The 23893-nt window shown below is 68.1% G+C and carries 24 protein-coding genes; 9 read left to right on the plus strand and 15 right to left on the minus strand.

Annotated features, from left to right (window positions below):
• Positions 1-8: 8 nt before the first annotated feature.
• Genes OHS03_RS26370 through OHS03_RS26380 form a run of 3 tightly spaced genes read right to left on the minus strand, consistent with a single transcriptional unit; the run spans position 9 to position 4467 of the window.
• Positions 9-1607 (minus strand): acyl-CoA carboxylase subunit beta, encoded by a 1599-nt coding sequence (locus tag OHS03_RS26370; RefSeq protein ID WP_063054538.1) that lies wholly within the window; start codon positions 1605-1607, stop codon positions 9-11.
• Entirely contained in the window at positions 1604-2755 is a 1152-nt protein-coding gene (locus OHS03_RS26375) for an acyl-CoA dehydrogenase family protein (protein WP_063006237.1), read from the minus strand. The genes OHS03_RS26370 and OHS03_RS26375 overlap by 4 nt, the downstream gene beginning before the upstream one ends.
• Positions 2752-4467 carry an acyclic terpene utilization AtuA family protein gene (locus OHS03_RS26380; protein WP_328657804.1) on the minus strand — a complete coding sequence of 572 codons (1716 nt, stop codon included), beginning with the start codon at positions 4465-4467 and terminating at the stop codon, positions 2752-2754. The genes OHS03_RS26375 and OHS03_RS26380 overlap by 4 nt, the downstream gene beginning before the upstream one ends.
• Before the next feature lie 85 nt (positions 4468-4552).
• Here OHS03_RS26380 and OHS03_RS26385 point away from each other — a divergent pair, with 85 nt between their 5' ends.
• Complete coding sequence (locus OHS03_RS26385) at positions 4553-4696, plus strand: CG2302 family histidine operon protein (protein ID WP_328657807.1); 144 nt, start codon at positions 4553-4555, stop codon at positions 4694-4696.
• 49 nt (positions 4697-4745) lie between these two features.
• Positions 4746-5084 carry a hypothetical protein gene (locus OHS03_RS26390; protein ID WP_328657809.1) on the plus strand — a complete coding sequence of 113 codons (339 nt, stop codon included), beginning with the start codon at positions 4746-4748 and terminating at the stop codon, positions 5082-5084.
• Here the strand turns inward: OHS03_RS26390 and OHS03_RS26395 are convergent.
• From OHS03_RS26395 to thiO, 6 genes are all read right to left on the minus strand, one after another.
• Complete coding sequence (locus tag OHS03_RS26395) at positions 5067-5873, minus strand: adenylate/guanylate cyclase domain-containing protein (protein WP_357366518.1); 807 nt, start codon at positions 5871-5873, stop codon at positions 5067-5069. The two genes, OHS03_RS26390 and OHS03_RS26395, sit on opposite strands and share 18 nt — an antisense overlap.
• Positions 5874-6160: 287 nt before the next feature.
• Positions 6161-6922 (minus strand): ABC transporter permease, encoded by a 762-nt coding sequence (locus OHS03_RS26400; RefSeq protein ID WP_063006236.1) that lies wholly within the window; start codon positions 6920-6922, stop codon positions 6161-6163.
• Positions 6922-7854 carry an ABC transporter ATP-binding protein gene (locus OHS03_RS26405; RefSeq protein WP_056814962.1) on the minus strand — a complete coding sequence of 311 codons (933 nt, stop codon included), beginning with the start codon at positions 7852-7854 and terminating at the stop codon, positions 6922-6924. The genes OHS03_RS26400 and OHS03_RS26405 overlap by 1 nt, the downstream gene beginning before the upstream one ends.
• 85 nt (positions 7855-7939) lie before the next feature.
• Positions 7940-8644 (minus strand): thiazole synthase, encoded by a 705-nt coding sequence (locus OHS03_RS26410; protein ID WP_056816291.1) that lies wholly within the window; start codon positions 8642-8644, stop codon positions 7940-7942.
• Between the two features lie 52 nt (positions 8645-8696).
• Positions 8697-8912, minus strand: a complete 216-nt coding sequence (thiS, locus tag OHS03_RS26415) for a sulfur carrier protein ThiS (protein ID WP_056814965.1) — start codon at positions 8910-8912, stop codon at positions 8697-8699.
• Complete coding sequence (thiO, locus tag OHS03_RS26420) at positions 8909-10000, minus strand: glycine oxidase ThiO (RefSeq protein ID WP_328657810.1); 1092 nt, start codon at positions 9998-10000, stop codon at positions 8909-8911. Before thiO ends, thiS begins: the two co-directional genes overlap by 4 nt.
• Positions 10001-10079: 79 nt before the next feature.
• Between thiO and thiE the strand changes: the two genes are divergently transcribed.
• Entirely contained in the window at positions 10080-10778 is a 699-nt protein-coding gene (thiE, locus tag OHS03_RS26425) for a thiamine phosphate synthase (protein ID WP_062986412.1), read from the plus strand.
• Positions 10779-10808: 30 nt separating this feature from the next.
• On the opposite strand, the gene OHS03_RS26430 is transcribed toward thiE, so the two are convergent.
• Positions 10809-11447: an NUDIX domain-containing protein gene (locus OHS03_RS26430; protein WP_328657812.1), complete on the minus strand. Its 639-nt coding sequence runs from the start codon at positions 11445-11447 to the stop codon at positions 10809-10811.
• A 128-nt stretch (positions 11448-11575) separates the two neighbouring features.
• Here OHS03_RS26430 and OHS03_RS26435 point away from each other — a divergent pair, with 128 nt between their 5' ends.
• Genes OHS03_RS26435 through OHS03_RS26445 form a run of 3 tightly spaced genes read left to right on the plus strand, consistent with a single transcriptional unit; the run spans position 11576 to position 16748 of the window.
• On the plus strand, positions 11576-13057 hold the full coding sequence (locus OHS03_RS26435; protein ID WP_328657814.1) for a GlnX family signal transduction membrane protein: 1482 nt from the start codon (positions 11576-11578) through the stop codon (positions 13055-13057).
• Positions 13054-14010 (plus strand): glutamate ABC transporter substrate-binding protein, encoded by a 957-nt coding sequence (locus OHS03_RS26440; RefSeq protein ID WP_328657815.1) that lies wholly within the window; start codon positions 13054-13056, stop codon positions 14008-14010. Before OHS03_RS26435 ends, OHS03_RS26440 begins: the two co-directional genes overlap by 4 nt.
• A 5-nt stretch (positions 14011-14015) precedes the next feature.
• Entirely contained in the window at positions 14016-16748 is a 2733-nt protein-coding gene (locus OHS03_RS26445) for a serine/threonine-protein kinase (RefSeq protein ID WP_328657817.1), read from the plus strand.
• Between the two features lie 8 nt (positions 16749-16756).
• Here OHS03_RS26445 and OHS03_RS26450 read toward each other — a convergent pair whose 3' ends face one another.
• Complete coding sequence (locus tag OHS03_RS26450) at positions 16757-17956, minus strand: acetate kinase (RefSeq protein WP_328657818.1); 1200 nt, start codon at positions 17954-17956, stop codon at positions 16757-16759.
• Entirely contained in the window at positions 17953-20031 is a 2079-nt protein-coding gene (gene pta, locus OHS03_RS26455) for a phosphate acetyltransferase (RefSeq protein WP_328657820.1), read from the minus strand. The genes OHS03_RS26450 and pta overlap by 4 nt, the downstream gene beginning before the upstream one ends.
• 150 nt (positions 20032-20181) lie before the next feature.
• On the opposite strand from pta, the gene OHS03_RS26460 reads away from it, so the two are divergent.
• Entirely contained in the window at positions 20182-20691 is a 510-nt protein-coding gene (locus tag OHS03_RS26460) for a nitroreductase family deazaflavin-dependent oxidoreductase (protein WP_063054542.1), read from the plus strand.
• Between the two features lie 67 nt (positions 20692-20758).
• Here the strand turns inward: OHS03_RS26460 and OHS03_RS26465 are convergent, their stop codons facing one another.
• Positions 20759-21856 carry an SPFH domain-containing protein gene (locus tag OHS03_RS26465; protein ID WP_056814982.1) on the minus strand — a complete coding sequence of 366 codons (1098 nt, stop codon included), beginning with the start codon at positions 21854-21856 and terminating at the stop codon, positions 20759-20761.
• A gap of 12 nt (positions 21857-21868) precedes the next feature.
• Entirely contained in the window at positions 21869-22087 is a 219-nt protein-coding gene (locus OHS03_RS26470; protein ID WP_056814983.1) for an NfeD C-terminal domain-containing protein, read from the minus strand.
• Between the two features lie 115 nt (positions 22088-22202).
• Here OHS03_RS26470 and OHS03_RS26475 point away from each other — a divergent pair, with 115 nt between their 5' ends.
• Entirely contained in the window at positions 22203-22835 is a 633-nt protein-coding gene (locus OHS03_RS26475) for a DJ-1/PfpI family protein (RefSeq protein ID WP_328657823.1), read from the plus strand.
• Positions 22832-23281 carry a MarR family winged helix-turn-helix transcriptional regulator gene (locus tag OHS03_RS26480; protein ID WP_062986137.1) on the plus strand — a complete coding sequence of 150 codons (450 nt, stop codon included), beginning with the start codon at positions 22832-22834 and terminating at the stop codon, positions 23279-23281. Before OHS03_RS26475 ends, OHS03_RS26480 begins: the two co-directional genes overlap by 4 nt.
• Positions 23282-23343: 62 nt before the next feature.
• On the opposite strand, the gene OHS03_RS26485 is transcribed toward OHS03_RS26480, so the two are convergent.
• On the minus strand, positions 23344-23892 hold the full coding sequence (locus tag OHS03_RS26485) for a YceI family protein (RefSeq protein ID WP_328657825.1): 549 nt from the start codon (positions 23890-23892) through the stop codon (positions 23344-23346).
• Position 23893: the final 1 nt, after the last annotated feature.

A 23893-nucleotide genomic window follows, 5' to 3' on the forward strand; every position in this document is an offset into this window, starting at 1 on the left:
TGTTTGCCTCACATTCGGAAGACGCCGAAGCCATCGGCGCCCTTGATCGGGGCTGTGTGAATGGCCGACAGGGCCATTCCCAGCACGGTGCGGGTGTCGCGGGGGTCGATGATGCCGTCGTCGAAAAGCCTGCCCGACAGGAACATCGGCATGGCCTCGGCCTCGATCTGCGCCTCGACCATCGCGGCGAGACCGGCGGCGGCCTCCTCGTCGAACGGCAGGCCCTTGGACTCGGCCGCGCCGCGCTGCACGATGGTGAGCACGCCGCCCAGCTGCGCGCCGCCCATGACGGCGGACTTCGCACTCGGCCAGGCGAACAGGAAGCGCGGGTTGAACGCGCGCCCGCACATGCCGTAGTGCCCGGCCCCGTAGGAGGCACCGACCAGCAGCGAGATGTGCGGCACCGTCGAGTTGGCGACGGCGTTGATCATCATCGCGCCGTGCTTGATGATGCCGCCGTGCTCGTACTCCTTGCCGACCATGTAGCCGGTGGTGTTGTGCAGGAACAACAGTGGCGTGTTCTTCTTGTTCGCCAGCTGGATGAACTGGGTGGCCTTCTGCGATTCCTCGGAGAACAGCACGCCGCGCGCGTTGGCGAGGATGCCGATCGGGTAGCCGTTGATCTCGGCCCACCCGGTGACCAGCGAGGAACCGTAGAGCGGCTTGAACTCGTCGAAATCGGAGCCGTCCACGACGCGAGCGATGATCTCGCGGGGGTCGAACGGGATCTTCAGGTCCGAGGGCACGATGCCGAGCAGTTCCTCGGGATCGTAGAGCGGCGAGATGACCTCGGCGCGCGGCTCGGGGCCCTGCTTCTTCCAGTTCAGGCGGCGAACGATATTGCGGCCCAACCGGATCGCGTCCTGCTCGTCGGCGGCCAGATAGTCGGCCAGACCCGACGTGCGGGCGTGCATCTCGGCGCCGCCGAGGGTCTCGTCGTCGGAGTCCTCACCGGTGGCCATCTTCACCAGCGGCGGGCCCGCGAGGAAGACCTTCGCGCCCTCCTTGACCATCACGACGTAGTCGGACATGCCGGGGATATAGGCGCCACCGGCAGTGGAGTTGCCGAAAACCAGCGAGATGGTGGGGATTCCGGCGGCCGAGGCCTGGGTGAGATCGCGGAACATCGCGCCGCCGGGGATGAAGACTTCCTTCTGCGTCGGCAGATCCGCACCGGCGGATTCGACCAGCGAGATCACCGGCAGCCGGTTCTCCCTGATGATCTCGTTGATCCGGAACTGCTTGCGCAGTGTCCACGGATTCGAGGCGCCACCACGCACGGTCGGATCGGGCGCGACGATCATGCACTCGACACCCTCGACGAGGCCGATTCCGGCGATCGTCGAGGCGCCGACCTGGAAGTCGCTGCCCCAGGCCGCGAGTGGGCACAGTTCGAGGAACGGCGAGTCCTCGTCGAGCAGCAGTTCGATGCGCTCACGCGCCGTCAGCTTGCCGCGCTTGTGGTGGCGGGCCACCTTGTCGGCGCCGCCACCGGCGATCGCCTTGGCGAACTCCGCCTCGACCTCGGTGAGCTTGACCGACATCGCCTCGGCGGCCGCGGTGTACTCGGGCGAGGTGTTGTCGAGGATGGAACGGAAGGTCGTCATGCCTGGTACCCCAATACTTTCGACGCCAGCATGGTCAGGATCTCGTTGGTGCCGCCGCCGATGCCGATGATGCGCACATCGCGGTAGATGCGCTCGACCTCGGCCTCGCGCATGTAGCCCATCCCGCCGTGCAGCTGCACGGCCTGGTTGGCCACCCATTCGGCGGTCTCGACGGCGTTGTTCTTCGCGAAGCACACCTGGGCGATCAGGTTCTCGTCACCGGCGACGTAGCGCTCCACCAGCGCCCGGGTATAGGTGCGCGAAATGTCCACGCGCTGGGCCATATCGGTGAGCGTCATCTGCACCTTCTGGCGACTGATCAGCGGACGACCGAAGGTCTCGCGATCACGGCACCACTGCACGGTGAGATCGAGCGCGCGCTGGGCCAGCGAATACGCCTGCACCGCGAGGCCGACCCGCTCGCTGACGAACGCGGCGGCGATCTGCGCGAAGCCGCTGTTCTCGGCCCCGACCAGGTTCGACGCGGGCACTCGCACGTCCACGTACGACAGCTCGGCGGTATCGGAAGCCAGCCAGCCCATCTTCTCCAGCTTGCGGCTGACGGTGAAGCCGGGCGTGTCCTTCGGCACGAGGATCAGCGAAACACCCGCCGCGCCAGGGCCTCCCGTGCGCACCGCGGTGACGACGAAGTCGGCCCGACAACCCGAGGTGATGAACGTCTTGGCGCCGTTGATGATGAAGTCCTCACCGTCGCGCACGGCGGTGGTGGTGAGGTGGCCGACATCGGAACCGCCGCCGGGCTCGGTGATGGCCAGCGAGCCGATCAGGTCACCGGTCAGCGTCGGCTTCGCCCACTGATCGATCTGCGCCTGGTTGCCCGAGGCGATCATGTGCGGCAACGCGATTCCGCAGGTCAGTAGCGAAGCCCACAGTCCACCGGACGCGCCTGCGACATGGATCTCCTCGCCCACGATCACCGAGTCGATGGCAGTGCCGCCCTCGCCACCCGCCGATTCCGGGTACTCGATGCCGAGCAGGCCCAGTTCGCCCGCCTTCTTGTGCAGTTCGCGCGGGAGCTCGCCCGCGCGCTCCCAGGCGTCGAGGTCGGGCAGGATGTCCCGCTCCACGAACCCGCGCACGGTGGCGCGCAGCTCTTTTCGCTCCGGCGTTTCCCAAACAGACGTCATACGAGCAGCTCCGTCGGCAGATCGATGTGGCGGGAGCGCAGCCATTCGCCGAGCCCCTTGGCCTGCGGGTCGAAACGCGCCTGATAGGCGACGCCCTTGCCGAGCAGGCCGGAAATGATGAAGTTGACCGCGCGCAGATTGGGCAGCACGTGGCGGGTGACGGTCAGTTCGGCCGTCTCGGGGAGAAGTTCCCGAAGCTTTTCGACGGTGAGGGTGTGCACCAGCCAGCGCCACTGATCGTCGGTGCGCACCCACACGCCGATATTGGCATCACCGCCCTTGTCGCCGCTGCGGGCGAGAGCGATCGTGCCGAGCGGCACGCGACGGGTCTCGGCGGCGGGCAGCGGCGCGGGGAGCTCGGGGTCGGAAACAGGTTCGAGGACCAGGGTTTCCGTGGCGGGGGCGATATCGACTCGGCTGCCGTCGGCCAGCACCGCCACGTGCGGCACCTCGTGCGCGTCGACGAAGCCGGGGGTGAAGACGCCGTAGGGGGAACCGTTCCCGGGCAGCGCGGTGAAGCTGGCGCCCGGGTAGCTGGCCAGTGCCAATTCCACGGCGACACTGGAGAAGCCGCGGCCGACCTTGTTCGGATCGGAATCGCGCACCACACAGCGCAGCATCGCGCTGGCCTGCTCTTCGGTCTCGGCATCGGGGCGATCGAGGCGGGCCAGCGTCCAGGTGAGCTCGGCGGGCTTGTCCGGCAGCCAGGATTCCAGCTGCCGTTGCGCCAGTTCGGCTTTGGCTTCGATGTCGAGGCCGGTGAGAATGAACGACATCTCGTTGCGGAAACCGCCCAGGGTGTTGAGCGAGACCTTGAGCTGCGGCGGCGGCGCCTCACCGGTGACGCCGCTGATCAGTACGCGGTCCTTGCCCTCCTGGCTCAGCGCGATGCTGTCCAGGCGGGTGGTGACGTCGGGTCCGGCGTAGCGCGCGCTCTGGATTTCGTACATGAGCTGGGCTTCGACGGTGTCGACGGTGACCGCGCCGCCGGTGCCGTCGTGCTTGGTGATCACGCAGGACCCGTCGCGACGGATCTCGGCGATCGGGAAGCCGGGGCGGCCGATGTCACCGAGTTCGGTGAAGAAGGCGAAGTTGCCGCCGGTGGCCTGGGTGCTGCATTCGATCACGTGCCCGGCCACCACGGCGCCTGCCAACGCGTCGTAATCGGTGCGGCCCCAGCCGAAGTGGGCCGCCGCCGGGCCGACGATCACCGAGGCGTCGGTGACCCGGCCGGTGACGACGATGTCGGCGCCGGAATTCAGGCATTCGACGATCCCCCACGCGCCGAGGTAGGCGTTGGCCGTGAGCGGCTGACCCAGGTCGAGCTCGGCGGCGCGGGCGACCAGGTCGTCGCCCTCGACGTAGGCGATCTTGGCGTCCAGCCCGAGGTCGGCCGCGACCTTGCGCAGCCGCTCGGCCAGCCCGGCCGGATTGAGCCCGCCCGCGTTGGTGACGATCTGGACGTTCTTCTCCAGCGCGAGGGCCAGGCAGTCCTCGATCTGGCGCACGAAGGTCTTGGCGTAGCCGAGGCTGGGGTCCTTCATCCGGTCGCGGCCCAGGATCAGCATGGTGAGCTCGGCGAGGTAGTCGCCGGTCAGCACGTCGAGTTGCCCGCCCTCCAGCATCTCGCGCATGGCGCTGAGCCGGTCACCGTAGAACCCGGAACAATTCCCGATCCGGATCAGGTCCGGATCAGCGGAGAGAGCACTCATGGCACCCAGGATCGCAGCGGTTCAGAAAAAAAGCAAGCACGCGTGCTTGTTAATCTCGGCGAATCGACCAGGCAAGATGGAGCCCATGCTGTCCGTCCTCCTCTTCGCCCTCGCCGGATTCCTGCTCGGCGGCGCGTACACGACCTGGAAGAACAACCGCGCGATGTCGATCGGTTTGATCGTCGCCGCCGTCCTCGCGGGGCTCGGCGCCGCGCTCTGGCCCGAGTAGCAAGACTTTCGCAAGGCCAGGGCAAGGCGAGCGCTGTTGGCTTGCCCCCATGTTCACCTGGTATGTCGGCCTGCTCGCAGTCAGCGGCCTCGCGATGATCATCATGGCCAACATCGACAACGGCCGCAGCGCGCTCTCTCGCGGCCTCAACGCCGTGTTCGGCATCGCGTTCCTCGGCTACGCCGGGTATCTGGCGTTCGTGTTCGAAGGCGGCGACTACCTGATCTTCTTTCAGGCGTTCATCCTGCCGGTGCTGCTGACGATCGACTTCGTGCGCTCGACGAACTGGCGGGCGCTGACCACCAAGCCGACCCCGACCCAGCAGGCGTTCCGGGCCTACTGGAAAGAACAGGATCGGCTGGCGAAGCGCTCAGCCCGTCGTGAGTAGCTTGAAGATCCTGACGTCTTCGGGCACGCCGTTCAGCGGCGCGGCCCAGAAATTCCGCTTGTACGGTTTGGCGACAACACCCAGCTCATCCAGCGTTTCCGGGCGCAGGGCGGCCAACGTGACGCTGGATATCATCATGTTTCCGTTACCGCCCGCCTCCATCATGCGGGCGGCGATATTGACGTCGACGCCGAGCCAGTCGCCACCGATCTCACGAGGAGAACCGGTGTGCAGGCCGACCCGCATGCGCGGGCGGTAACCGGCGATCTCGACCTCGGCGAGATTGCGGCGAGCCGCCAGCGCGGCGCGCACGGCCCGGTCAGGCGAGGAGAACACGGCCATCAGACCGTCGCCCATCCGCTTGACCACCTGACCGCCGCGCTCGACGATCGGCGGCTCGATGGCCCTGGCGACCTTGCGCAGCAGTTCCAGGGTGAGCTCGTCGCCCACCGACAGCGACCAACTGGAGAACCCGACGAGGTCGGTGAACACGATGGTCACCTCCTCGGTGCCACGCCCACGACCGATCCGCTCCAGCCCGGCCTGCCACACCTGCAGGGCGCCGAACCCGATCTCCCTGGCCGCGGTCGGCGCGCCGCCGACGATCTTGTCCGCGGCTCTCGCTACCGCGCGCGCACCACCGGGGCCCGTCACCGACAGCGGATCGCCGAACGAGGGATCACCGGGCAGCTGTTGGCGCGCCTTGCGCAGCGCACCGATCACGTCGGCCCGACGGTTGGCGGCCTGTAATTTCGACGAGAGCTGGGGGCGCTTCCGCCCCGCGCGCACGCCGGAGTCGGATTCGGCGGATCCACTGACGATCGGCTCCAACGGGATGGACACGTCCGCAGCGGCGTCGCGCCGCGGATTCACCCCGCCAGAAGGCGTTTCACTCACGCTCAAAAGGTTATATCACCCGACGACGACCGCCGGTCCGCTGCTTGTGTGCAGCGGACCGGCGGTCCTACCTTCGAGCTACCGGGCAGCGGAAGCCCGAAGGTCGGGTCACGCGACCTCCCGACAAGGTCGCGGCCCTCGCGGCCCGGGCGATTACGAGGGCGGCCCGGGCTGGATTATCAGGCGTCGCGGCGGTTGACCAGCACGAGCGCCCCGGCGAAAACGACCGCCACGAAGACGGCGAAGTAGATCAGACTGCCCCATACGCCCCAGTGCCAGTCGCCCGCGTACTCCTCGACGCTCAGGAATCGGTTCGCGTTCTGGAACGGCAGGAACGGCTTCACGGTGCGGCCGAAGCTGCCGAACGCGCCGAGCAGATTCTCCACCAGCAGCGACCACAGCACGATCAGCGAGATCGCCGCGGCGGACTGCCGGACCAGCACACCGACGCCGATGGCGAGCATGACGCACAGGAAGGCATAGATCGGAACGCTGTAGAGCGCTCGCCAGTTGCCGTCGAGCACGAGACCGGGAGCGTCGTCACCGACGATCACCTTGGCCACGATGAAGGCGATGAGCGAGAGGACACCGGTCAGCACCGCCGCGTACACGCCGACCAGGGCGGTCTTGGACAGCACGACCTTGGACCGGTTCGGGACGGCGAGGAAGCTGGAGCGGATCACGCCGAAGCGATATTCGCTGGTCACCGTCAACGCGGCCATGATCATCAGCACCATCACGCCGAAGCTGGAGACACCCGATACCGCGACAGTCGGGGTGAGCAACGGCGGGCCCTCCTCCGAGGTGCCCGCGGTGTCGGCATTCGTGACCAGCGCGATCAGCAAAGCGAGGCCGATGCCGAGGACCACTACGACCGCCGAGCACCACCAGGGCGAGCGGGTCGAGGTGAGTTTGATTCGTTCCGCCGCGAGCACGCCCATCAGAGCGCACCTCCCATCGCCTGGTCGAAGCTTTCACCGTGGTACTCCACGGCACCGCCGGTCATCCGCATGAACGCTTCCTCGAGCGAGGCCTGCTGCGGCGCCAGCTCGTAGAGCGTGACGTTGTTCGTGCCCGCCACCTTGCCGACCTCGTCGGAGGTGACGCCCGCGACGATCAGCGCGGCGTCGCCGTCTTCCTTCACGGTCATGCCGTGCGAGGTGAGCAGGCTGCGCAGCTGATCCAGCTGCGGGCTGCGCACGCGCACCGACTGCTCGGAGGCGCGATCGATGAACTCCTGGGTGGTGCCGTCGAACATCAGCTGACCACGACCGATGACGATGAGCTGCTCGGCGGTCTGCGACATCTCCGAGAGCAGGTGGCTCGACACGAGCACCGTGCGCCCCTCGGCGGCCAGGCGCTGCATGAACCGGCGGATCCACAGGATGCCCTCCGGGTCGAGGCCGTTGACCGGCTCGTCGAACAGCAGCACCTTCGGGTCGCCGAGCAGCGCGCCCGCGAGGCCGAGACGCTGGGACATACCGAGCGAGAATCCGCCCGCGTTCTTGTTCGCCACCTCGGACAAGCCGACCAGGCGCAGGACTTCTTCGACCCGCGACTTCGGGATGTCGTTGGAGGCGGCCAGCCACTCCAGGTGGGCGCGCGCCGAGCGGTTCGGATGCACCCACTTGGCATCCAGCAGCGCGCCGACCTGCGTGAGCGGGCGTTCCAGCTGCTGGTACTTCTTGCCGTCGATGAGCGCACTGCCCGCCGTCGGCTTGTCCAATCCGAGGATCATCCGCATGGTCGTCGATTTACCGGCGCCGTTGGGTCCGAGGAACCCGGTCACCAGTCCTGGTCGGACGGTGAACGTGAGGTCCTGCACCGCGACGGTCTGGCCGAATTGCTTCGTCAGGCCCTTCAGCTCGATCATGAGCCCTAGCTTGCCTGACAACCCACGCAACGCGCGTCGCCGGGAAGTAGCGAGTCGGGTCATCCTCGAGGATGACCTTCGACCCTTAGACGGCCGGGGAAGAAGCCTGAGCCCAGAAACGCTTGGGGATACGGCCCGCCTGCCTGGCCAGATAGCCCGCGCGCACCGCCGCCGACATGGCCGATGCCATGAGTTCGGGCTCCTTCGCCCTGGTCACGGCGGTAGCGAGCAGGACTGCCGAACAGCCGAGTTCCATGGCGAGAGCGGCGTCGCTGGCGGTGCCGATGCCCGCGTCGAGGATCACGGGGACCGCTGCGGCGGCGACGATCATCTCGATGTTGTGGGGGTTGGCGATGCCCAAGCCGGTGCCGATCGGGGAGCCGAGGGGCATCACGGCGGCACAGCCGGCTTCTTCGAGGCGGCGGGCGAGAATGGGGTCGTCGGTGGTGTACGGCAGGACCACGAAACCGTCGTCGACGAGCTTCTCGGCGGCGTCGAGGAGTTCGAAGGGGTCGGGCAGGAGGGTGCGGTCGTCGGCGACCACCTCGAGCTTGACCCAGTTGGTGTCGAGGGCCTCGCGGGCCAGCTGGGCGGTGAGCACGGCCTCGGCGGCGGTGCGACAGCCCGCGGTGTTGGGCAGCAGAGTGATGTCGAGGCGCTTGAGCAGATCGAGCACGCCGGTGCCGCCCGCGGCGTCGACGCGGCGCATGGCGACAGTGGTGAGCTCGGTGCCCGACGCGATCAGTGCCTGTTCCAGGACGGCGAGGTTTTCGGCGCCGCCGGTGCCCATGATCAGGCGCGAACCGAACTCCTTGTCCGCGATACGCAACGGCGCGACGGCCTCAGCCACCCTGCACCGCCGTGAGCACCTCGATGGTCCAGCCGCGGCCGACCGGTTCGTCCCAGCGCGACTTCGAGAAGACCGCGCCGTCGACCGCCAATGCCACACCCCGGCAGGGCAATTCGAGCTTTGCCAGCAGTTCGCGGACGCTGAGCGGCTCGGGGAACTCGTGGTCGACACCGTTGACGGTGACGCCGATCGGGATGGTCGAGGTCATCGAACTCCTCCTTGCGACAGAGATGGCATCTGCGATGCCGGAAAACGTTGGGGTGAAGCGGCTTCGACTACCGCGGGGGTGGCGCCGTCGAGCAGTGCGGGCACGACCGCGGCGGTGAGCGCCAGGGTGAGCATGCCGTTGCGACCGTGCCCGGTGGCGGCGACGACCCGATCGTCGAGGTGGCCGAGCAACGGGAGGTTGTCGGGTGTTCCCGGCCTCGAACCCGCATTCGCCTCGGCCAGTTCGTATTCGGCGATGCCGGGCAGGATGGTCTCGGCGTCGGCGATCAAGTCACGGACGCCACCGACGGTCACGGTGGTGTCGAAGCCCGCTTCGTATTGTGTTGCACCGACGACGATTCCGTCTTCGCGAGGAACCAAGTAGACCTGTCGGCCGTGGACCCGGGCACGGATCACCCTGGTCGGTGGCGGGCTGACGCCGGGCCTGCGACGCAACCGGAGGATTTCGCCCTTCACCGGGCGCACCGGCAGGCCGGGCCAGAGCTCGGCGGAGCGGGCGCCCGCCGCGAGGACGACCCGGTCGTGCGGTAGATCATCCAGGGCGACAACAGCTTCGGCGCGGATTTCGACATCTGCCGCGGCGCAGGCGGACTGGAGAGCACGCAACACCCGCCGGTTGTCGATGGCGGGTTCGGTCTTCGCGTGCAGGCCCGCGCGGACGGTGCGCGCGAGTGCGGGTTCCAGCGCGCGGACTCCCGCCCGGTCGAGTACCCGCAGGTCGTGGCCGAACCCGGCCAGCCACTCCGAGACGGTGCGCAGGTCGGTGGCATCGGCGCCGTCGAGAGCGACGGTCAGCGTCTCATCGGCCACGAACATCGACTCGCCGGCGATCGCGCGCAGGCTGTCTCCGAAGGCGGACCACTCGGCCAGCGCGGCCGCGCCGAAGGCGAGCACGCGATCCTCACCGGGCCAGCCTTCCGACAGTGGAGCGAGCATTCCACCGGCCACGAAGGAAGCGCCGCGCGCCGGCTCGGGGTCGTACACGGTGACCGTCCAGCCCGCCTCGGCGGCCCGCCATGCGACGGCGAGTCCGACGGCGCCGCCGCCAACGACCGCCAGAGTCCGCATCACGTTCCACCTGTCTTTTTTCGCCTATCGCCAGCCACGGCGTTCGCACTCCAACGGTAGCGCGACTACCGTCGTGGACGTGCAGCCCTCCCATCCGAACCGTTCCGTCCCGCCCAGGGAGCGTCTGTCGAGTGCGCTGCTGTATCTGTGCACCGACGCGCGCCGGGAGAAGGGCGATCTGGCCAGATTCGTCGACGCCGCGCTAGCCGGTGGCGTCGACATCGTGCAGCTCAGGGACAAGGGGTCGCCGGGCGAGGCCGAATTCGGGGCGCTGGAGGCCAAGGCCGAGCTGGGCGCGCTCGCCGAGATCAAGGCCGCGACGCGCCGCCACGGCGCCTTGCTCGCGGTGAACGACCGCGCCGATATCGCACTGGCCGCGGGCGCGGACGTGCTGCACCTCGGCCAGGGTGACCTGCCGCCCACCTACGCACGACGCGTCGTCGGCCCCGATGTGGTGATCGGCCGCTCCACCCACAACCGCAATCAGGCGGGCCTGGCCGCCATCGACGGCCACCTCGACTACTTCTGCACCGGCCCGATCTGGACCACGCCCACCAAGCCCGGCCGCCAAGCCGCAGGCGTGGACTTCGTACGCTCGACCGCCGAGTCCCATCCCACGCTCCCCTGGTTCGCCATCGGCGGCGTCGACGCGCAGCGACTACCGGAGGTGTTGGCCGCCGGCGCCCGCCGCGTCGTCGTGGTCAGGGCGATCACCGAAGCCGCCGATCCGGAAGCCGCGGCCCGCGAACTCAAACAGGCACTCCTCGACGCGAACTGAGCTCGGGCGGACAGCGCCGCTGCCCGCCACTCAGGCGAGGACGTCAGCCCTGGTGAGGATCGGGCCCTCGGTCGGCTCGGCGTCGAGAACCACTTCGATGCCGGGGCCGTCGGCCCGCGCGTGCAGCCAGAAGAAGCCCTGGTCTGGCAGTTCGACTGTGCGGGGAAGCGCCTGCGCGAGTTCGGTATCGGCCTCGAGCCGCACCCGCAACGGCACCGCGCGCAGTTCGATCCAGGCGGTGGCGAAGCCTGGGTGCAACGGGAGGTCGGCGACCTCGTCCTCGGGAACCCAGGCCAGTTCGGCGGATTCCTTGTTGGCGACCGTGGGGAGTTGGCTGTCGGCGTCGGCGATGACGGTGATGTAGGTCCAGCCGCTCGCGGCGGTCATCGTCAAGCGTTCGGCGCGTACGCGGAGCAGGTCGGCGGTGATGCCCGCCTCCTCCTCTGCCTCCCTGACGGCCGCGTGCTCGGGTGACTCGTGCGAATCACGTGCGCCGCCGGGCAGCGCCCAGGTGCCGCCCTGATGACTCCACGGCGCCCGGTGCTGCAACAGCACCGCCGACCCGCCACCGGGCAACGGCGCGCGCAGCAGTAGCCCCGCCGCACCGAACTTGCCCCAGTGCTTGACCCCGTCAGGGCTCTTGTACCAGCCGTCTCCGTCGCCGCGCATCCCATACTCTTTCCTCCGAGCAGCCGAACAGCAACCGCTTCGGGGGTATGTGAGGGGCTGCGCTACCCGTAGGCCCACAATAAACTCCGCACAGGTAGGTGTGCACGAACAGCGCCGGGAGGTGAACGATGGACGAACCGGGGAATCGCAATGCCTCGACCGAGGTGGCGGCCGTCCGTGTTCGCCCGTCGTCGCAGGCCGAGGTGGGTGCGAAGCCTTCCGACACCACGGGAGCCGCGCCGGTAGCACCGCGCTGGGCGCCGTTGCGCCGACCGACTGCGCCCGTGGACCGACCGCCCGCGCCCGACGTCAGAGCGTTGCGCGCGCAGTTCCAACCCGCCCGCTTGCGCAGCTTCGCGCACTCCTCGCCAGGGCGGCTGGTTGCCGCCGGACTGGTCCTGATGGTGCTGTGCGTGACCGCGGGCGCGGTGACTTCGACGACCGTGAGTGAGCGTCAGCAAGCTCTCGGCGTCCTGCTCGACGACACCGAACCCGACGCGCATTCGGCCAATCACCTGTACACCTCGCTCTCCATCGCCGACGCCGCCGCGGGCACCGCCTTCATCGCGGGCGGACTCGAACCCCAGGCAGTGCGCGACCGCTACACCCAGGCCATCGGCGAAGCAGCCGCGGAGTTGGTGACGCAGGCCGGACACGTCTCCGACGAAGAAGCGGCCGACCCGTCGGGCACCGATCGCAGGCTGCGCACCGGCATCGCGACCGGGCTGCCCGTCTACAGCGGGCTGATCGAGACCGCACGGGTGAACAACCGCAACGGCTATCCCGTGGGCGCGGCGTATCTGAGCGAGGCATCGCATCAGATGCAGACCGGGCTGCTGCCGATGGCCGAGGAGCTGGAAGACCATCGGTTCGACGCGGTCACCGCCGCGCAGCACCGGCACGTGCAACCACCGTGGACGGCGATCGCGCTGCTGGTGGTGGCGCTCGGTGCGCTGATCTGGGTGCAGGTCGAGCTGGCGCGGCGCTCGCGTCGGTTCTTCAATATGGGCCTGCTGATCGGCACCGGCGCGCTGGCACTGACGCTGATCTGGACGGTGGCGGCCGGATCGCTGTCCGCGGTGGCGATGATTCGCTGCCGGGACGAAGGAGCGGTGCCGTCGGCGCGACTGGCCGAGAGCCGAATCCTGGTGCAGCAAGCCAGGTCAGCGGAAATGGTGAAGCTGGTTCGCCGCGACGCGACCGGCGACTACGACCGCACATTCGATACCAATGCCGCCCGGCTCAACGAGTTGCTCGCCGGCTATCCCGATGACGCCCCCGCGCGCGACGAAGTGGCGTACGCGCGAGCCGCGCTGACCCGCTGGCAGTCAGCCCATCAGCGGATGAACGACACCCTCGAGCGTGGCGATTTCATGGGCGCGGCCACCGTGGCCACCGGTCCGAGCGCCGCCGATTCGGCCGCCCAGGTCGACGCACTCGACCGGGCACTGGACAAAGCGGGCGCGGTGACACGAGACACCCTGCGCGCGAAGGTCTCTCAGGCGATCGACGTGCTGTCTTTCCTCGCCCCCGGCGCATTCGTGCTCGGGATCGCGGCGGCGGCCTGCGTCGCGCTCGGGTTGTGGCCGCGGCTGCGGGAGTACCGGTGAGGCGCGGGCGCGTCCTCGCGGCGCTGGTGCTGGTCGGGCTGCTCGCCGGCTGCTCCGACGGCACAACCACGCCCGCTGAGCGAGGCGTCTATTCGGAACCGCCGTTGCCCGCCAAGGCGATTCCGATCGGCACCGATACCCCCGTGCCCGCTACCGGTGGCGAACAGTGCGGCGATCCGACCGCGAGCCTGCGGCCGAGCACCGCGTCCGGCCCGACGATCGATGCCATCCGCGCGCGCGGCAGGCTCATCGTGGGACTCGACGCGGGCAGCAATCTGTTCAGCTTCCGCGATCCGCTCAGTGGTCGCATCGTCGGCTTCGACGCCGACATCGCCCGCGAGATCGCCCGCGACCTGCTCGGCAATCCTGATCTGATCGAATACCGCAGTCTCGCTTCGGAAGAACGCGAGCGAGCACTGCAGGATCACACCGTCGACCTGATCGCGAAGACGATGACCATCACCTGCGAGCGACGTCAGCGAGTGGCGTTCTCGACGGTGTATCTGCGGGCCGACCAGCGGGTGCTCGCGGTGAAGGATTCCGGTATCGGCGGCCTCGCCGATCTGGCGGGCAAGCGCGTGTGCGTGGTGCGCGGCACCACCTCCCTCGATCACATCCGCCGCGACCAACCCGCCGCCACGATTCTGACGGTGCCGACCTGGGCCGACTGCCTGGTGGTGCTGCAACAGCGCCAGGTGGACGCGGTGAGCACCGACGACTCGATCCTGGCCGGTCTGGCCGCCCAGGACCCCTACACCGAGGTGGTCGGCGGCAGCATCAGCGCCGAGCCGTACGGCATCGGTATCCCCAAGGGCGACGACGACCTGGTGCGTTTCGTCAACGCCACCCTGGAGCGCATCCGCAACGACGGCACCTGGACCCGGATCCACCGCCGCTGGCTCGCGACCCTCGGCGAGACACCGAGCCCACCCGCACCGAAGTACCAGGACTGACGGCCATGAGTACCGATCCCGCCAATGGCGAACTGGGACAAGCCGATCCGGACCCGAAGCTCGGCGCCGAGTCGACGCCTCACGATCCGGCACCCGACCCGGAACGGCGCGAGCCGACACAGCTGACCCAGCGTCAGCGTCCGGGCACGCTACCGGGTGGGTGGACGCTGCCCGGCGACGACGAGACGCGACCGTTGCCCAAACTCACCGCCGAGGCGGCCGCGGAGTTCGCCCGACAGCAGGCGAGCAGCCGCGACCACACCCCGGCGACCGATGCGACCCAGCGGGCCGAAGCGTCCGGCGCCGTCGAGCGATCGGGCGAGATTCCCCAGACCGCATCGGCACAACAGGCGGAAGAGCAGCTCGCCACACAGCGGGCGAATCGTCCCCCGGCAACCGAGTCAGCGGCGTACGCGCCGACCGAAGCCGCACCGCGAACAGCACCGTACGCGCCGACCGAAGCCGCGCAGCGGGACCCCATGACCGCACCGTACGCGGCGACCGAGGCCGCTCAGCGCACCGAACAGCCCGGCACGCAGGCGACTCCGGTCGATCCCGAATCCTGGCCGTCCGCGCCGCAAACCGGCGGGGGTACCGCACGGTCGGGGCGCAGTGTGCGAACGGCGCGGTCGCGGCCCACCCGACGGCTCGGGGCCGGGCTGGTGCCGATTCCGACGGTGACCCCGGCCGATCCGCGTGATGCCGTGCTGGCGGATCCGATGGTGTCGGAAGGTCGGCGGTTCTGCTGGCGCTGTAGCAATCCGGTCGGGCGTTCGACGCCGGCGCGCGCCGCCTCGACCAGTGGCGAATGCGAAACCTGCGGGGCCGCTTACGATTTTCGGCCGTCACTGCACGAAGGCGACATGGTCGCCGGGCAGTACGAGATCCAGGGTTGCATCGCGCACGGCGGGCTCGGCTGGATCTATCTGGCCATCGACCGCAATGTGAGCGATCGTTGGGTGGTGCTCAAGGGGCTGTTGCACGCGGGTGACGCCGAAGCGCAGGCCGTGGCGGTAGCCGAGCGGCAGTTCCTGGCCGAGGTGGCGCACCCGAGCATCGTCAAGATCCACAACTTCGTCGAGCACACCGCGGGTGACGGGTCCATCGGCTACATCGTGATGGAGTACGTGGGCGGCCATTCGCTGCGTGACATCCTCGACGCCAAGCCGCGTGGCGAGCAGATGCCGCTGGCCGAGGCCATCGCGTATGTGCTGGAGATCCTGCCCGCGCTGGAATATCTGCACTCGATCGGTCTCACCTACAACGACCTCAAGCCCGACAATGTGATGGTCACCGAGGACCAGGTGAAGCTGATCGACCTCGGCGCGGTCGCCACCATCGACGCCTACGGAAACCTGTACGGCACCAAGGGTTTCCAGGCGCCGGAGATCGCCAGGACCGGGCCGACGCCGGCCTCCGACGTCTACACCGTCGGCCGCACGATCGCCGCGCTCACGCTGGCGCTGCCCAGCGAACACGGCCGCTATCTCGACGGCATCCCCGACCCCGCCGACGAACCGCTGCTCGCCCGCTACGAGTTCTTCCATCGATTCCTGCTCACCGCCACCGATCTCGATCCGGCACTTCGTTTTCCGTCGGCGCGGGCGATGTCGGCGCAGCTGGCCGGTGTACTGCGCGAGATCCTCGCCTACGACACCGGCACCGAACATCCACAGCTGTCCACAGTGTTCAGTCCACAGCGCACCAGCTTCGGAACCGAGGAGCTGATCAGCCAGACCGACTCCTACCTCGACGGTGTCGGTCGCTCGCCGCTACTGGATTCCCGCGATGTGGTCGCCGCGCTCCCGATTCCGCTGATCGACCCCGCCGACCCGTCGGCTCCGCTGCTGGCCGCGACCGCCAACCCGGAACCCGAGCGGGTGCTGGAGGCGCTGCACGACTCCCGCGAGCGGGCCGAAGCCGACCCCGACAATGCGCCCGAGACGCTGGCGGGCGAGCTGCTCTTCGCCGAGGCGCGTGCGCGGCTGGAACTGGGCGAGTCGGCGGCGGTGCTGCATATGCTCGACCGGGTTCGGAACGACACCGATTGGCGCACGGACTGGTTCACCGGTCAGGCGCATCTGCTCGAACTCGACTACGAAGCCGCCTTCGCGTCGTTCGAGGCGGTGCTGCGGGTACTGCCGGGTGAGATCGCGCCCAAGCTGGCGCTGGCCGCCACCGCGGAACTCATCCTGCAACACTGGGATTCCGCGGCGCCCGAACAGTGGCGCAGTTTCGCCGAACGCTATTACGACACCGTATGGCGCACCGACCGGGCCGTGGTGAGCGCGGCATTCGGCCTCGCCAGGCAGCTTGCGGTGGCGGGACGAGTCGGCGAAGCGGTACACGCGCTCGACGACGTGCCCGCCGCGTCCCGCCACTTCACCACCGCCCAGACCACGGCGATCCTGTTGCTGCTCACCAGCTCCCCCGTCGCCGAACTCGACGAACAGATCCTGCGACTGGCCGCCTCGCGCGCCCAGTCCATCGCCCCCGGCGAACACCGGGCCACCCTCATGCGCACGCTGGTCCAGGGCACCGCGTTGGCCTGGCTACAGGCCGGCAACACACCGAAACGTAAGGACGCCAAGCTGTTCGGGCGCGGCTTCACCGAACGCGACCTGCGCGACGGCACCGAATCCGGCCTGCGTTCCCTCGCCCGCAACGCACCGGACCGGGACCACCGCTACGCTCTCGTCGACCTCGCCAACTCGCTGCGCCCCAAATCCTGGTTCTGAGCCGGAGCTCAGCGCGCGCCGACCAGTTCGTGAGCAGCGCGCGCGATGGCCAGCTCCTCGTTGGTTGGCACCACCAGGACCGTCACCGGGGCGAAGTCCGGCGAAATGCGACGGATGCCAGGGGCTCTCGTCTCGTTGCGGGCGGGATCGATCTCGATACCGAGGGCCTGTAGCCCCGCCAAGGCGTCGGCGCGCACCGCCGGACTGTTCTCGCCCACACCGGCGGTGAAGACGATGTCGTCGACGGTGCCGAGTTCTACGAGATAGGCGCCGAGGTAGCGGCGCAGGCGGTGGATGTAGACGTCGTAGGCGAGCTTCGCCTGGGTGTCGCCGCCGTCGATCAGCTTCTGCAGCTCGCGGAAGTCGTTCACCCCGGACAGGCCCTTGATGCCCGAGTTGCGATTGAGTAGTTGTTCCACCTCGCTCACGTCGAGGTCGGCCGCGCGCATGAGGAACGGCAGCACGCCGGGGTCTAGGTCGCCCGGCCTGGTTCCCATCACCAGACCTTCGAGCGGGGTCATGCCCATGGTGGTGTCGATCGCGACGCCGCCCTGGATCGACGAGGCGGACGCACCGTTGCCCAGGTGGAAGACGATCTGGTTCAGCTCTTCGGTCGGTCGGCCCAGGTATTCGGCGGCCTTCTCCGACACGTACTGGTGTGAGGTGCCGTGGAAGCCGTACTTGCGAATCCCGTGGGCGGCAGCAATTTTCGCGTCGATCGCGTAGGTCTTGGCGGCATCGGGCATGGCATGGAAGAAGGCGGTGTCGAAGACCGCGACCTCGGGAACGCCGGGCAGCAGCTCTCGCGTCGACTCGATGCCGACCACATTGGCGGGATTGTGCAGCGGCGCGAGCACCGACAGCTCGTCGATCGTGTGCAGCACGTCGTCGGTGATCAGGGTCGGCTCCCAGAACACCTCGCCGCCGTGGACCACCCGGTGCCCGACCGCGCCGATTCCGATCGTGGTCAGATCGAGGCCGGTTTCACGGAACATCTCGAACGCCCGCAGCAGACCGGCCTTGTGATCCTCGATCGTGCCGTCGTACTCGAGCTTGGCGGGGCCCGCCTCGTGCACGATCCGTCCGCCGTGCGACTCGCCGATCTTCTCGACCAGCCCGGATGCCAATACCTCTGCCGAGACGGCGTGCAGCAGTTGATATTTGATCGACGAAGAGCCGCTGTTGAGCACCAGGACGAGATCGCTCACTTGCCGTCTCCCTGTGCCTGGATGGCGGTGATCTCCACGGTGTTGACGATGTCGGCGACCAGCGCGCCGCGCGAGAGGTCGTTCACCGGTTTACGCAGCCCCTGCAGCACCGGCCCGATCGCGACCGCACCCGCGCTGCGCTGCACCGCCTTGTAGGTGTTGTTGCCGGTATTGAGGTCGGGGAAGACGAAAACCGTGGCCTTGCCCGCTACTTCGGAATCGGGCAGCTTGGCGCTGGCGACGGCGGGCTCGATCGCGGCGTCGTACTGGATCGGACCTTCCACCGGCAGTTCCGGCGCGCGCTCGCGCACGAGTTCGGTTGCCGCGCGGACCTTGTCGACGTCGGCGCCGGTTCCGGACGCACCGGTCGAGTACGACAGCATCGCCACCCGCGGGTCGATCCCGAACCGGGCGGCCGTGCCCGCCGAAGACACCGCGATATCGGCCAGCTGCTCCGAGGTCGGGTCCGGCACCACGGCGCAATCGCCATAGGCGAGAACACGATCGGCCAAGCACATCAGGAACACGCTCGACACAGTGGAGACGCCGGGCACCGTCTTGATGATCTCGAACGAGGGCCGAATCGTGTGCGCGGTGGTGTGCGCGGCGCCGGAGACCATGCCGTCGGCGATCCCCTTGTAGACCATCATGGTGCCGAAATACGATATGTCGGCCATGGTTTCGCGCGCGCGCTCGAGCGTCATGCCCTTGTGCTTGCGCAGTTCGGTGTATTCGGCGGCGAAGTCGTCGAGGTAGCCGGAGGTGCGCGGCGCCAGCACCTCGGCGTCGGCGATGTCGACGCCGAGTTCGGCGGCACGGGCTCGCACCGAGGCCTCGTCACCGAGGATGGTGAGGTCGGCGATCTTGCGCTGTAGTACTCGTCCGGCGGCGCGGATGATGCGGTCGTCGTCACCCTCGGGCAGCACGATGCGTTTGCGATCGGCGCGGGCGCGTTCGATCAGCCGGTACTCGAACATCTGCGGTGTCACGACCGTCGAAGTCGGAACCTGAATGCGCCGCAACAGTTCCGGTGCGTCGACTCGCTGCTCCATCAGCGCGAGCGCGGTGTCCACCTTTCCCGGACTGCCCGCCCACATCCGGCCACGGGTGCCGTGCACGGCACTCGCGGTGTCGTAGGTGCCGAGTTCGGTGGCGAGGATAGGCAGCCTGGGTTGCAGTCCCTCCATCAGCCGCGCGATCGCCGGATGCGGGCGAAGGCCGCCGTTCATGATGACCCCGGCCAGGGACGGAAAGCCCGCTGCCTCATGGGCATTCACCAGACTGAGCAGCACGTCGGACCGGTCGCCGGGCGCGATCACCACCACACCGTCGGAGAGTCGTTCCAAGATGTGTTCGGCGGTCATGCCGCCGACCATGATGCGCAGCGCTTCACGCTGCAACAATTCCGGGTCGCCACTGTAGATTTCGCCCTCGATGGACTCGCACAGCTCGGCCATCGTCGGCGCCATCAGCAGCGGCACCTCGGGCAGAGTCCACGACGGAACATCGAAACTCGCCAGTGTGGTGGCGATTTCGTCCAGCTCGTCAGGGGCGCAGCGATTGGCCACGATCGCGACGAGGTGAGCGTGCTCGGTGGTGAGCTCGCTGGTACACAGTTCGACCAGTTGCTTGACCTCGCCGGGCGTGCGATCCGCGCCGCGAACGACCAGCAGTACCGGCGCGCCCAGGTTCACCGCGATGCGGGCATTGAAGCGCAGCTCGCTCGGGCTGGCGACGTCGGTGTAGTCGCTGCCGACGATCACCACCGCGTCGCAGGCCTTCGCGACGTCGTGGAACCGCATCACGATGTCGCTGATCGCGGCGGTGGGGTCGCGGTGCACGTCCTCGTAGGTGACGCCGATGGCCTGTTCGTAGCTGATATCGGCGGTACTGTGCTCGAGCAGCAGTTCGAGGATGTAGTCGGGTTCGTCGGCCGAGCGGGTGATCGGACGGAATACGCCGACGCGTGCGGTGGTTGCGCACAGCATGCCGAGGACACCCAGTGCGACCGTAGATTTTCCGGTGTCACCCTCGGGTGAGGCGATGTACACGGTGGACGGCGCTTGTTCGACCATGCTCGCGAGCTTAATGAATCGTCAGCGATTCAGGGGCGCGGTGTGGTCCGATCGGTCGCGTTATAGTCCGCCCCGGTCGGGCTATAGTCCGCCCCAAATGACACTCAGTGCCCGGATCGTGGTGCGATCGGTCGGGCTATAGTCCGCCCCATGACATCGCAGTTCCCGGATCGGCAGTGGGGTTCGCGCACCAATCCCCTGTCCCGCGCAGCCAACCGTTTCGCCGCGACCAAGCCGGGGTCCTGGCTGGTCCGCACGATCACCCCGCTCGACCGTGCCCTGCTGGAACGCACCGACGCCAAGTACACCGTGCTCGGCCCGATCGGCGCGCCGGTGATCCTGCTCACCACCACCGGCCGCAAGTCCGGCGTCGCCCGCACCCAGCCGCTGCTCTACGTCCACGACGGCGACACCCTGTATGTGATCGGCTCCAACTTCGGCCAGCAGCACCACCCCGCGTGGACCGCCAACCTGCTCGCCGACCCGTCGGCCACCGTCGCTATCGCGGGCGAGCGCATCCCGGTCACCGCCACCCCGGTCCCCGACGCGGACCAGGACGCGATCTTCGCCCGCTTCGTCGAGATCACCGGCGCCTACGCCGCCTACCGCGACCGCACCACCCGCGATCTACGCATGTTCGCCCTGCGCCGGACTACCTGACCGGGTCATAGACCGCGGCAGCCCCCGCGACGCCCCGGGCTTGTCAGGCCCGGGACGCCCTCGCTCATCAGACCTTGTCGACTTCGCCGTTCGACAGTGCCTTCTGCAAGGAGTTGAACACCGTCAGCCCCTGACCGACCATGCCGTTGAGCAGTTCGCCGACGCCGTCGGGGCCGTTGAGGACGGTGAGGTTGGCGCCAGCCAGGCCGTGTGCGGCCTGCTTGACGATTTCGGGGAGTTGCTCGATGAGCATCTGGTCCAGCGCGATTCGGTTGTTGGACGCTGCCGCTTCGGCCTGAATGCGGGTGCGGTCGGCTTCGGCCACCGCGAGGATGCGGACGCGTTCCGCCTCCGCCTCAGCGGGTTTCACCACTTCGGCTTGGAGTTGCTGTTCGCGGAGTTCGGCGTTCTTGCGCGCCTGCTCGGCCTGGGCGTGCAGGACGGCCTGCCTGGCGATGGCGTCGGCGAGCGGACCTGCCTGTGCCGCTTCGGCGTTGGCCTTGTCGATGTCGCGCTGGTACTCGGCCTTGAGAATGGAGGTTTCGCGCTCGTATTCGGCGCGACGACGCAACGACTCCTGTTCGGCTTCGGCGGAGCGCTGGGCGGCCTGGGCCTGGGCGATCTGGGCATCGCGCTGGACCGCCGCGTTGTGCGGAGCCGCGAGCGCGTTGATGTAGCCGAGATTGCCGTCGTCGATGCTCTGGATCTGGAACGAGTCGACCCACAGGCCGATATTGCTCATCTCCACCTTGGAGGCGATGAGGACCTCGTCGGCCAGCTTCTGGCGTTCACGAATGATCTCCTCGACGGTCATCGAGCCGACGATCGAGCGCAGGTGACCGGAGAAGATCCGGCCGGTGAGCACCGACATCTCCTGTTCCTGTTCGGACAGGAAGCGTTGTGCCGCATTGACAATCGACTGGGTGTCGTTGGCGACCTTGAACGCGATCACCGCACGCACATCGAGTTGGATGGCCTGCTTGGTGACGCAGCGCTCGCGGATCTCGGACTCGAACATGGCCAGCGACAGGTAGCGGACCTTGCGGAACAGCGGCACCACCCAGGTGCCGCGGCCGATGACCACCTTGAACGGGGTGTCGTCCTTGGTCTTGGCACCACTGACCAGCATGGCTTCGTCGGGATCGGGAACGTGATAGCCCAGCATCGCGGGCCCCTTTCATTCTGAGGGAAGCGGAATCCAAGTGACCACATCGACCAGCCGCCCCGGATGGACCGCGACGATCAACACGGTGGTCCAGGCGGCGATCGGCTCATCGGCACGGGCGAGGTAGAGCTCCGTACCCCCGCGAATCGAGATCAGCACCTCACCCAGTGCGCCCGCCTCCCGAATCGGTGACGTGATGGTGCCCGTCATGCCGTGCACGGAGTCGGTCATCGCGGGTGAACCTCCCTGTCTCGCACCGGATGCCGTCAGAGTACGGAGCGGCGGCTATAAGCCGGTAGTAAAATTCTTATTGACAGTATCCTGTCAAACATGACAGCATGTTGTCATGTCGATCACAACAGTTCACGTGGCCGTTTACGACACCCTCGCCGACTGGGAAGTGGGGGCCGCCACGGCACACATCGCCAACGGAAACTGGCACCGGGAGCCCGGAACGTTCGAGGTCGCGACGGTCGGCCTCACCACCGAACCGATCACCACCATGGGGCGCCTGCGGGTAACGCCCGACCTCGCCCTCGCCGATCTCGATCCCGCCGACAGCGCGATGCTGATCCTGCCGGGCGCGGACCTGTGGATGAGTGGGGACCTGATCGCGTTCGCGCACAAGGCGAAGGAGTTCGTCGACGCCGGAGTGCCGGTGGCCGCGATCTGCGGCGCCACCTTCGGACTGGCCGCGGCGGGCTTGCTCGATGACCGCGCACACACCAGCAATGCGGCGGAACTCCTTGTCTACAGCGGATATTCGGGGGCCGAGCACTACGTCGAGACGGCGGCGATCACCGACCGTGACGTGATCACCGCGGACGGCATGTCACCGTTCGAATTCGCGAGAGAGATCTTCGCGCGTCTGGACCTGTACGAACCGCACGTACTCGAGGCCTGGTACAAGCTGTATGCGCAGAAGGACCCGGCCGGGTACGCCGCGCTGGCCGAATACGAGGGGACCCACGCAGCTTGAACTCCGAACAGGACCTACTCGACGGCGCCGCGCTCACCGTCTTCCGGCTCAACGGTCAGTTCCTGACCATCGGTGACGGACTGTCCGCACCGGCCGGGATCTCGGTGGCCTGGTGGCAGGTGATGGCCGCCGTGCAGGAGCAGCCACAGCCGGTGGCCGGCATCGCCCGCGCGATGGGCATCACCCGGCAGAGCGTGCAGCGGATCGCGGACCTGCTGGTCGGCAAGGGTATGTGCGAGTACCGACCCAACCCGGCGCACAAGCGAGCCAAGCTGGTCGCGATGACCGAGGAAGGCCACGCCGCCATTCGGCGCATCAACCCGCAGCACGCGGCCATGGCGCACCGGCTGGCGCAGGCGCTCGGTCCGGCGGAGTTCGCCGCGACGGTCGCGACCCTCACCCACCTCGCGGCGACCCTCGACAGGATCATCGCCGACGAGGACTAGCCGCAACGCGTCGACGCCCCCACCACCGGACGGGTGATGGGGGCGTCGATTCGGCGCGGAGCTCAGCTCTGCAGGCCGGCCTCGATCTCGAGGGTGAGGGTGATCTTGTCGCCGATCACGGCGCCACCGTCGGGCAGCGGCATGTCGATGTCGAGGCCGAAGTCGCGGCGTGAGACCACGGTCTTGGCTTCGAAGCCGGCGACCGGGCCGTTGCCCATGCCCGGGCTGACACCGAGGAACTCGACCTCGAGGGTGACCGGCTTGGTGTTGCCGCGCACGGTGAACTCGCCGTCGACGACGAAATCGCTACCCTCGCCGCGGAATCCGGTGGACTTGAAGGTCATCAGCGGGAACTGCTCGACGTGGAAGAAGTCGGCGGTGCGCAGGTGACCGTCGCGCTGGGCGTTGTCGGTGGTGAGGGAGTCGACGCGGATCTCGGCGTGTGCGGTGGCGGTGCCGTCCTCGGCGATCACGAGGGCGCCGTCGAAGTCGGTGAAGCGACCGCGGACCTTGCTCACCATCAGGTGGCGTACGGAGAAGCCGACGGTGGAGTGGGTGGGGTCGATGGCCCAGGTGCCTGCGGTGAGTCCCTTGGCGATGGCGTTGGTCATG

It is taken from the genome of Nocardia salmonicida, assembly GCF_036142455.1.
GTDB lineage: Bacteria > Actinomycetota > Actinomycetes > Mycobacteriales > Mycobacteriaceae > Nocardia > Nocardia salmonicida.

Excerpts from the sequence above, each read along its gene's own strand:
- OHS03_RS26370 (WP_063054538.1), bottom strand. The coding sequence starts at position 1,607 with ATGACGACCTTCCGTTCCATCCTCGACAACACCTCGCCCGAGTACACC.
- OHS03_RS26375 (WP_063006237.1), bottom strand. The coding sequence starts at position 2,755 with ATGACGTCTGTTTGGGAAACGCCGGAGCGAAAAGAGCTGCGCGCCACC.
- OHS03_RS26380 (WP_328657804.1), bottom strand. The coding sequence starts at position 4,467 with ATGAGTGCTCTCTCCGCTGATCCGGACCTGATCCGGATCGGGAATTGT.
- OHS03_RS26385 (WP_328657807.1), top strand. The coding sequence starts at position 4,553 with ATGCTGTCCGTCCTCCTCTTCGCCCTCGCCGGATTCCTGCTCGGCGGC.
- OHS03_RS26390 (WP_328657809.1), top strand. The coding sequence starts at position 4,746 with ATGTTCACCTGGTATGTCGGCCTGCTCGCAGTCAGCGGCCTCGCGATG.
- OHS03_RS26400 (WP_063006236.1), bottom strand. The coding sequence starts at position 6,922 with ATGGGCGTGCTCGCGGCGGAACGAATCAAACTCACCTCGACCCGCTCG.
- OHS03_RS26405 (WP_056814962.1), bottom strand. The coding sequence starts at position 7,854 with ATGATCGAGCTGAAGGGCCTGACGAAGCAATTCGGCCAGACCGTCGCG.
- OHS03_RS26410 (WP_056816291.1), bottom strand. The coding sequence starts at position 8,644 with ATGGGCACCGGCGGCGCCGAAAACCTCGCCGTCCTGGAACAGGCACTG.
- thiS (WP_056814965.1), bottom strand. The coding sequence starts at position 8,912 with ATGACCTCGACCATCCCGATCGGCGTCACCGTCAACGGTGTCGACCAC.
- thiO (WP_328657810.1), bottom strand. The coding sequence starts at position 10,000 with ATGCGGACTCTGGCGGTCGTTGGCGGCGGCGCCGTCGGACTCGCCGTC.
- OHS03_RS26430 (WP_328657812.1), bottom strand. The coding sequence starts at position 11,447 with ATGCGCGGCGACGGAGACGGCTGGTACAAGAGCCCTGACGGGGTCAAG.
- OHS03_RS26435 (WP_328657814.1), top strand. The coding sequence starts at position 11,576 with ATGGACGAACCGGGGAATCGCAATGCCTCGACCGAGGTGGCGGCCGTC.
- OHS03_RS26445 (WP_328657817.1), top strand. The coding sequence starts at position 14,016 with ATGAGTACCGATCCCGCCAATGGCGAACTGGGACAAGCCGATCCGGAC.
- pta (WP_328657820.1), bottom strand. The coding sequence starts at position 20,031 with ATGGTCGAACAAGCGCCGTCCACCGTGTACATCGCCTCACCCGAGGGT.
- OHS03_RS26460 (WP_063054542.1), top strand. The coding sequence starts at position 20,182 with ATGACATCGCAGTTCCCGGATCGGCAGTGGGGTTCGCGCACCAATCCC.
- OHS03_RS26465 (WP_056814982.1), bottom strand. The coding sequence starts at position 21,856 with ATGCTGGGCTATCACGTTCCCGATCCCGACGAAGCCATGCTGGTCAGT.
- OHS03_RS26470 (WP_056814983.1), bottom strand. The coding sequence starts at position 22,087 with ATGACCGACTCCGTGCACGGCATGACGGGCACCATCACGTCACCGATT.
- OHS03_RS26475 (WP_328657823.1), top strand. The coding sequence starts at position 22,203 with ATGTCGATCACAACAGTTCACGTGGCCGTTTACGACACCCTCGCCGAC.
- OHS03_RS26485 (WP_328657825.1), bottom strand. The coding sequence starts at position 23,892 with ATGACCAACGCCATCGCCAAGGGACTCACCGCAGGCACCTGGGCCATC.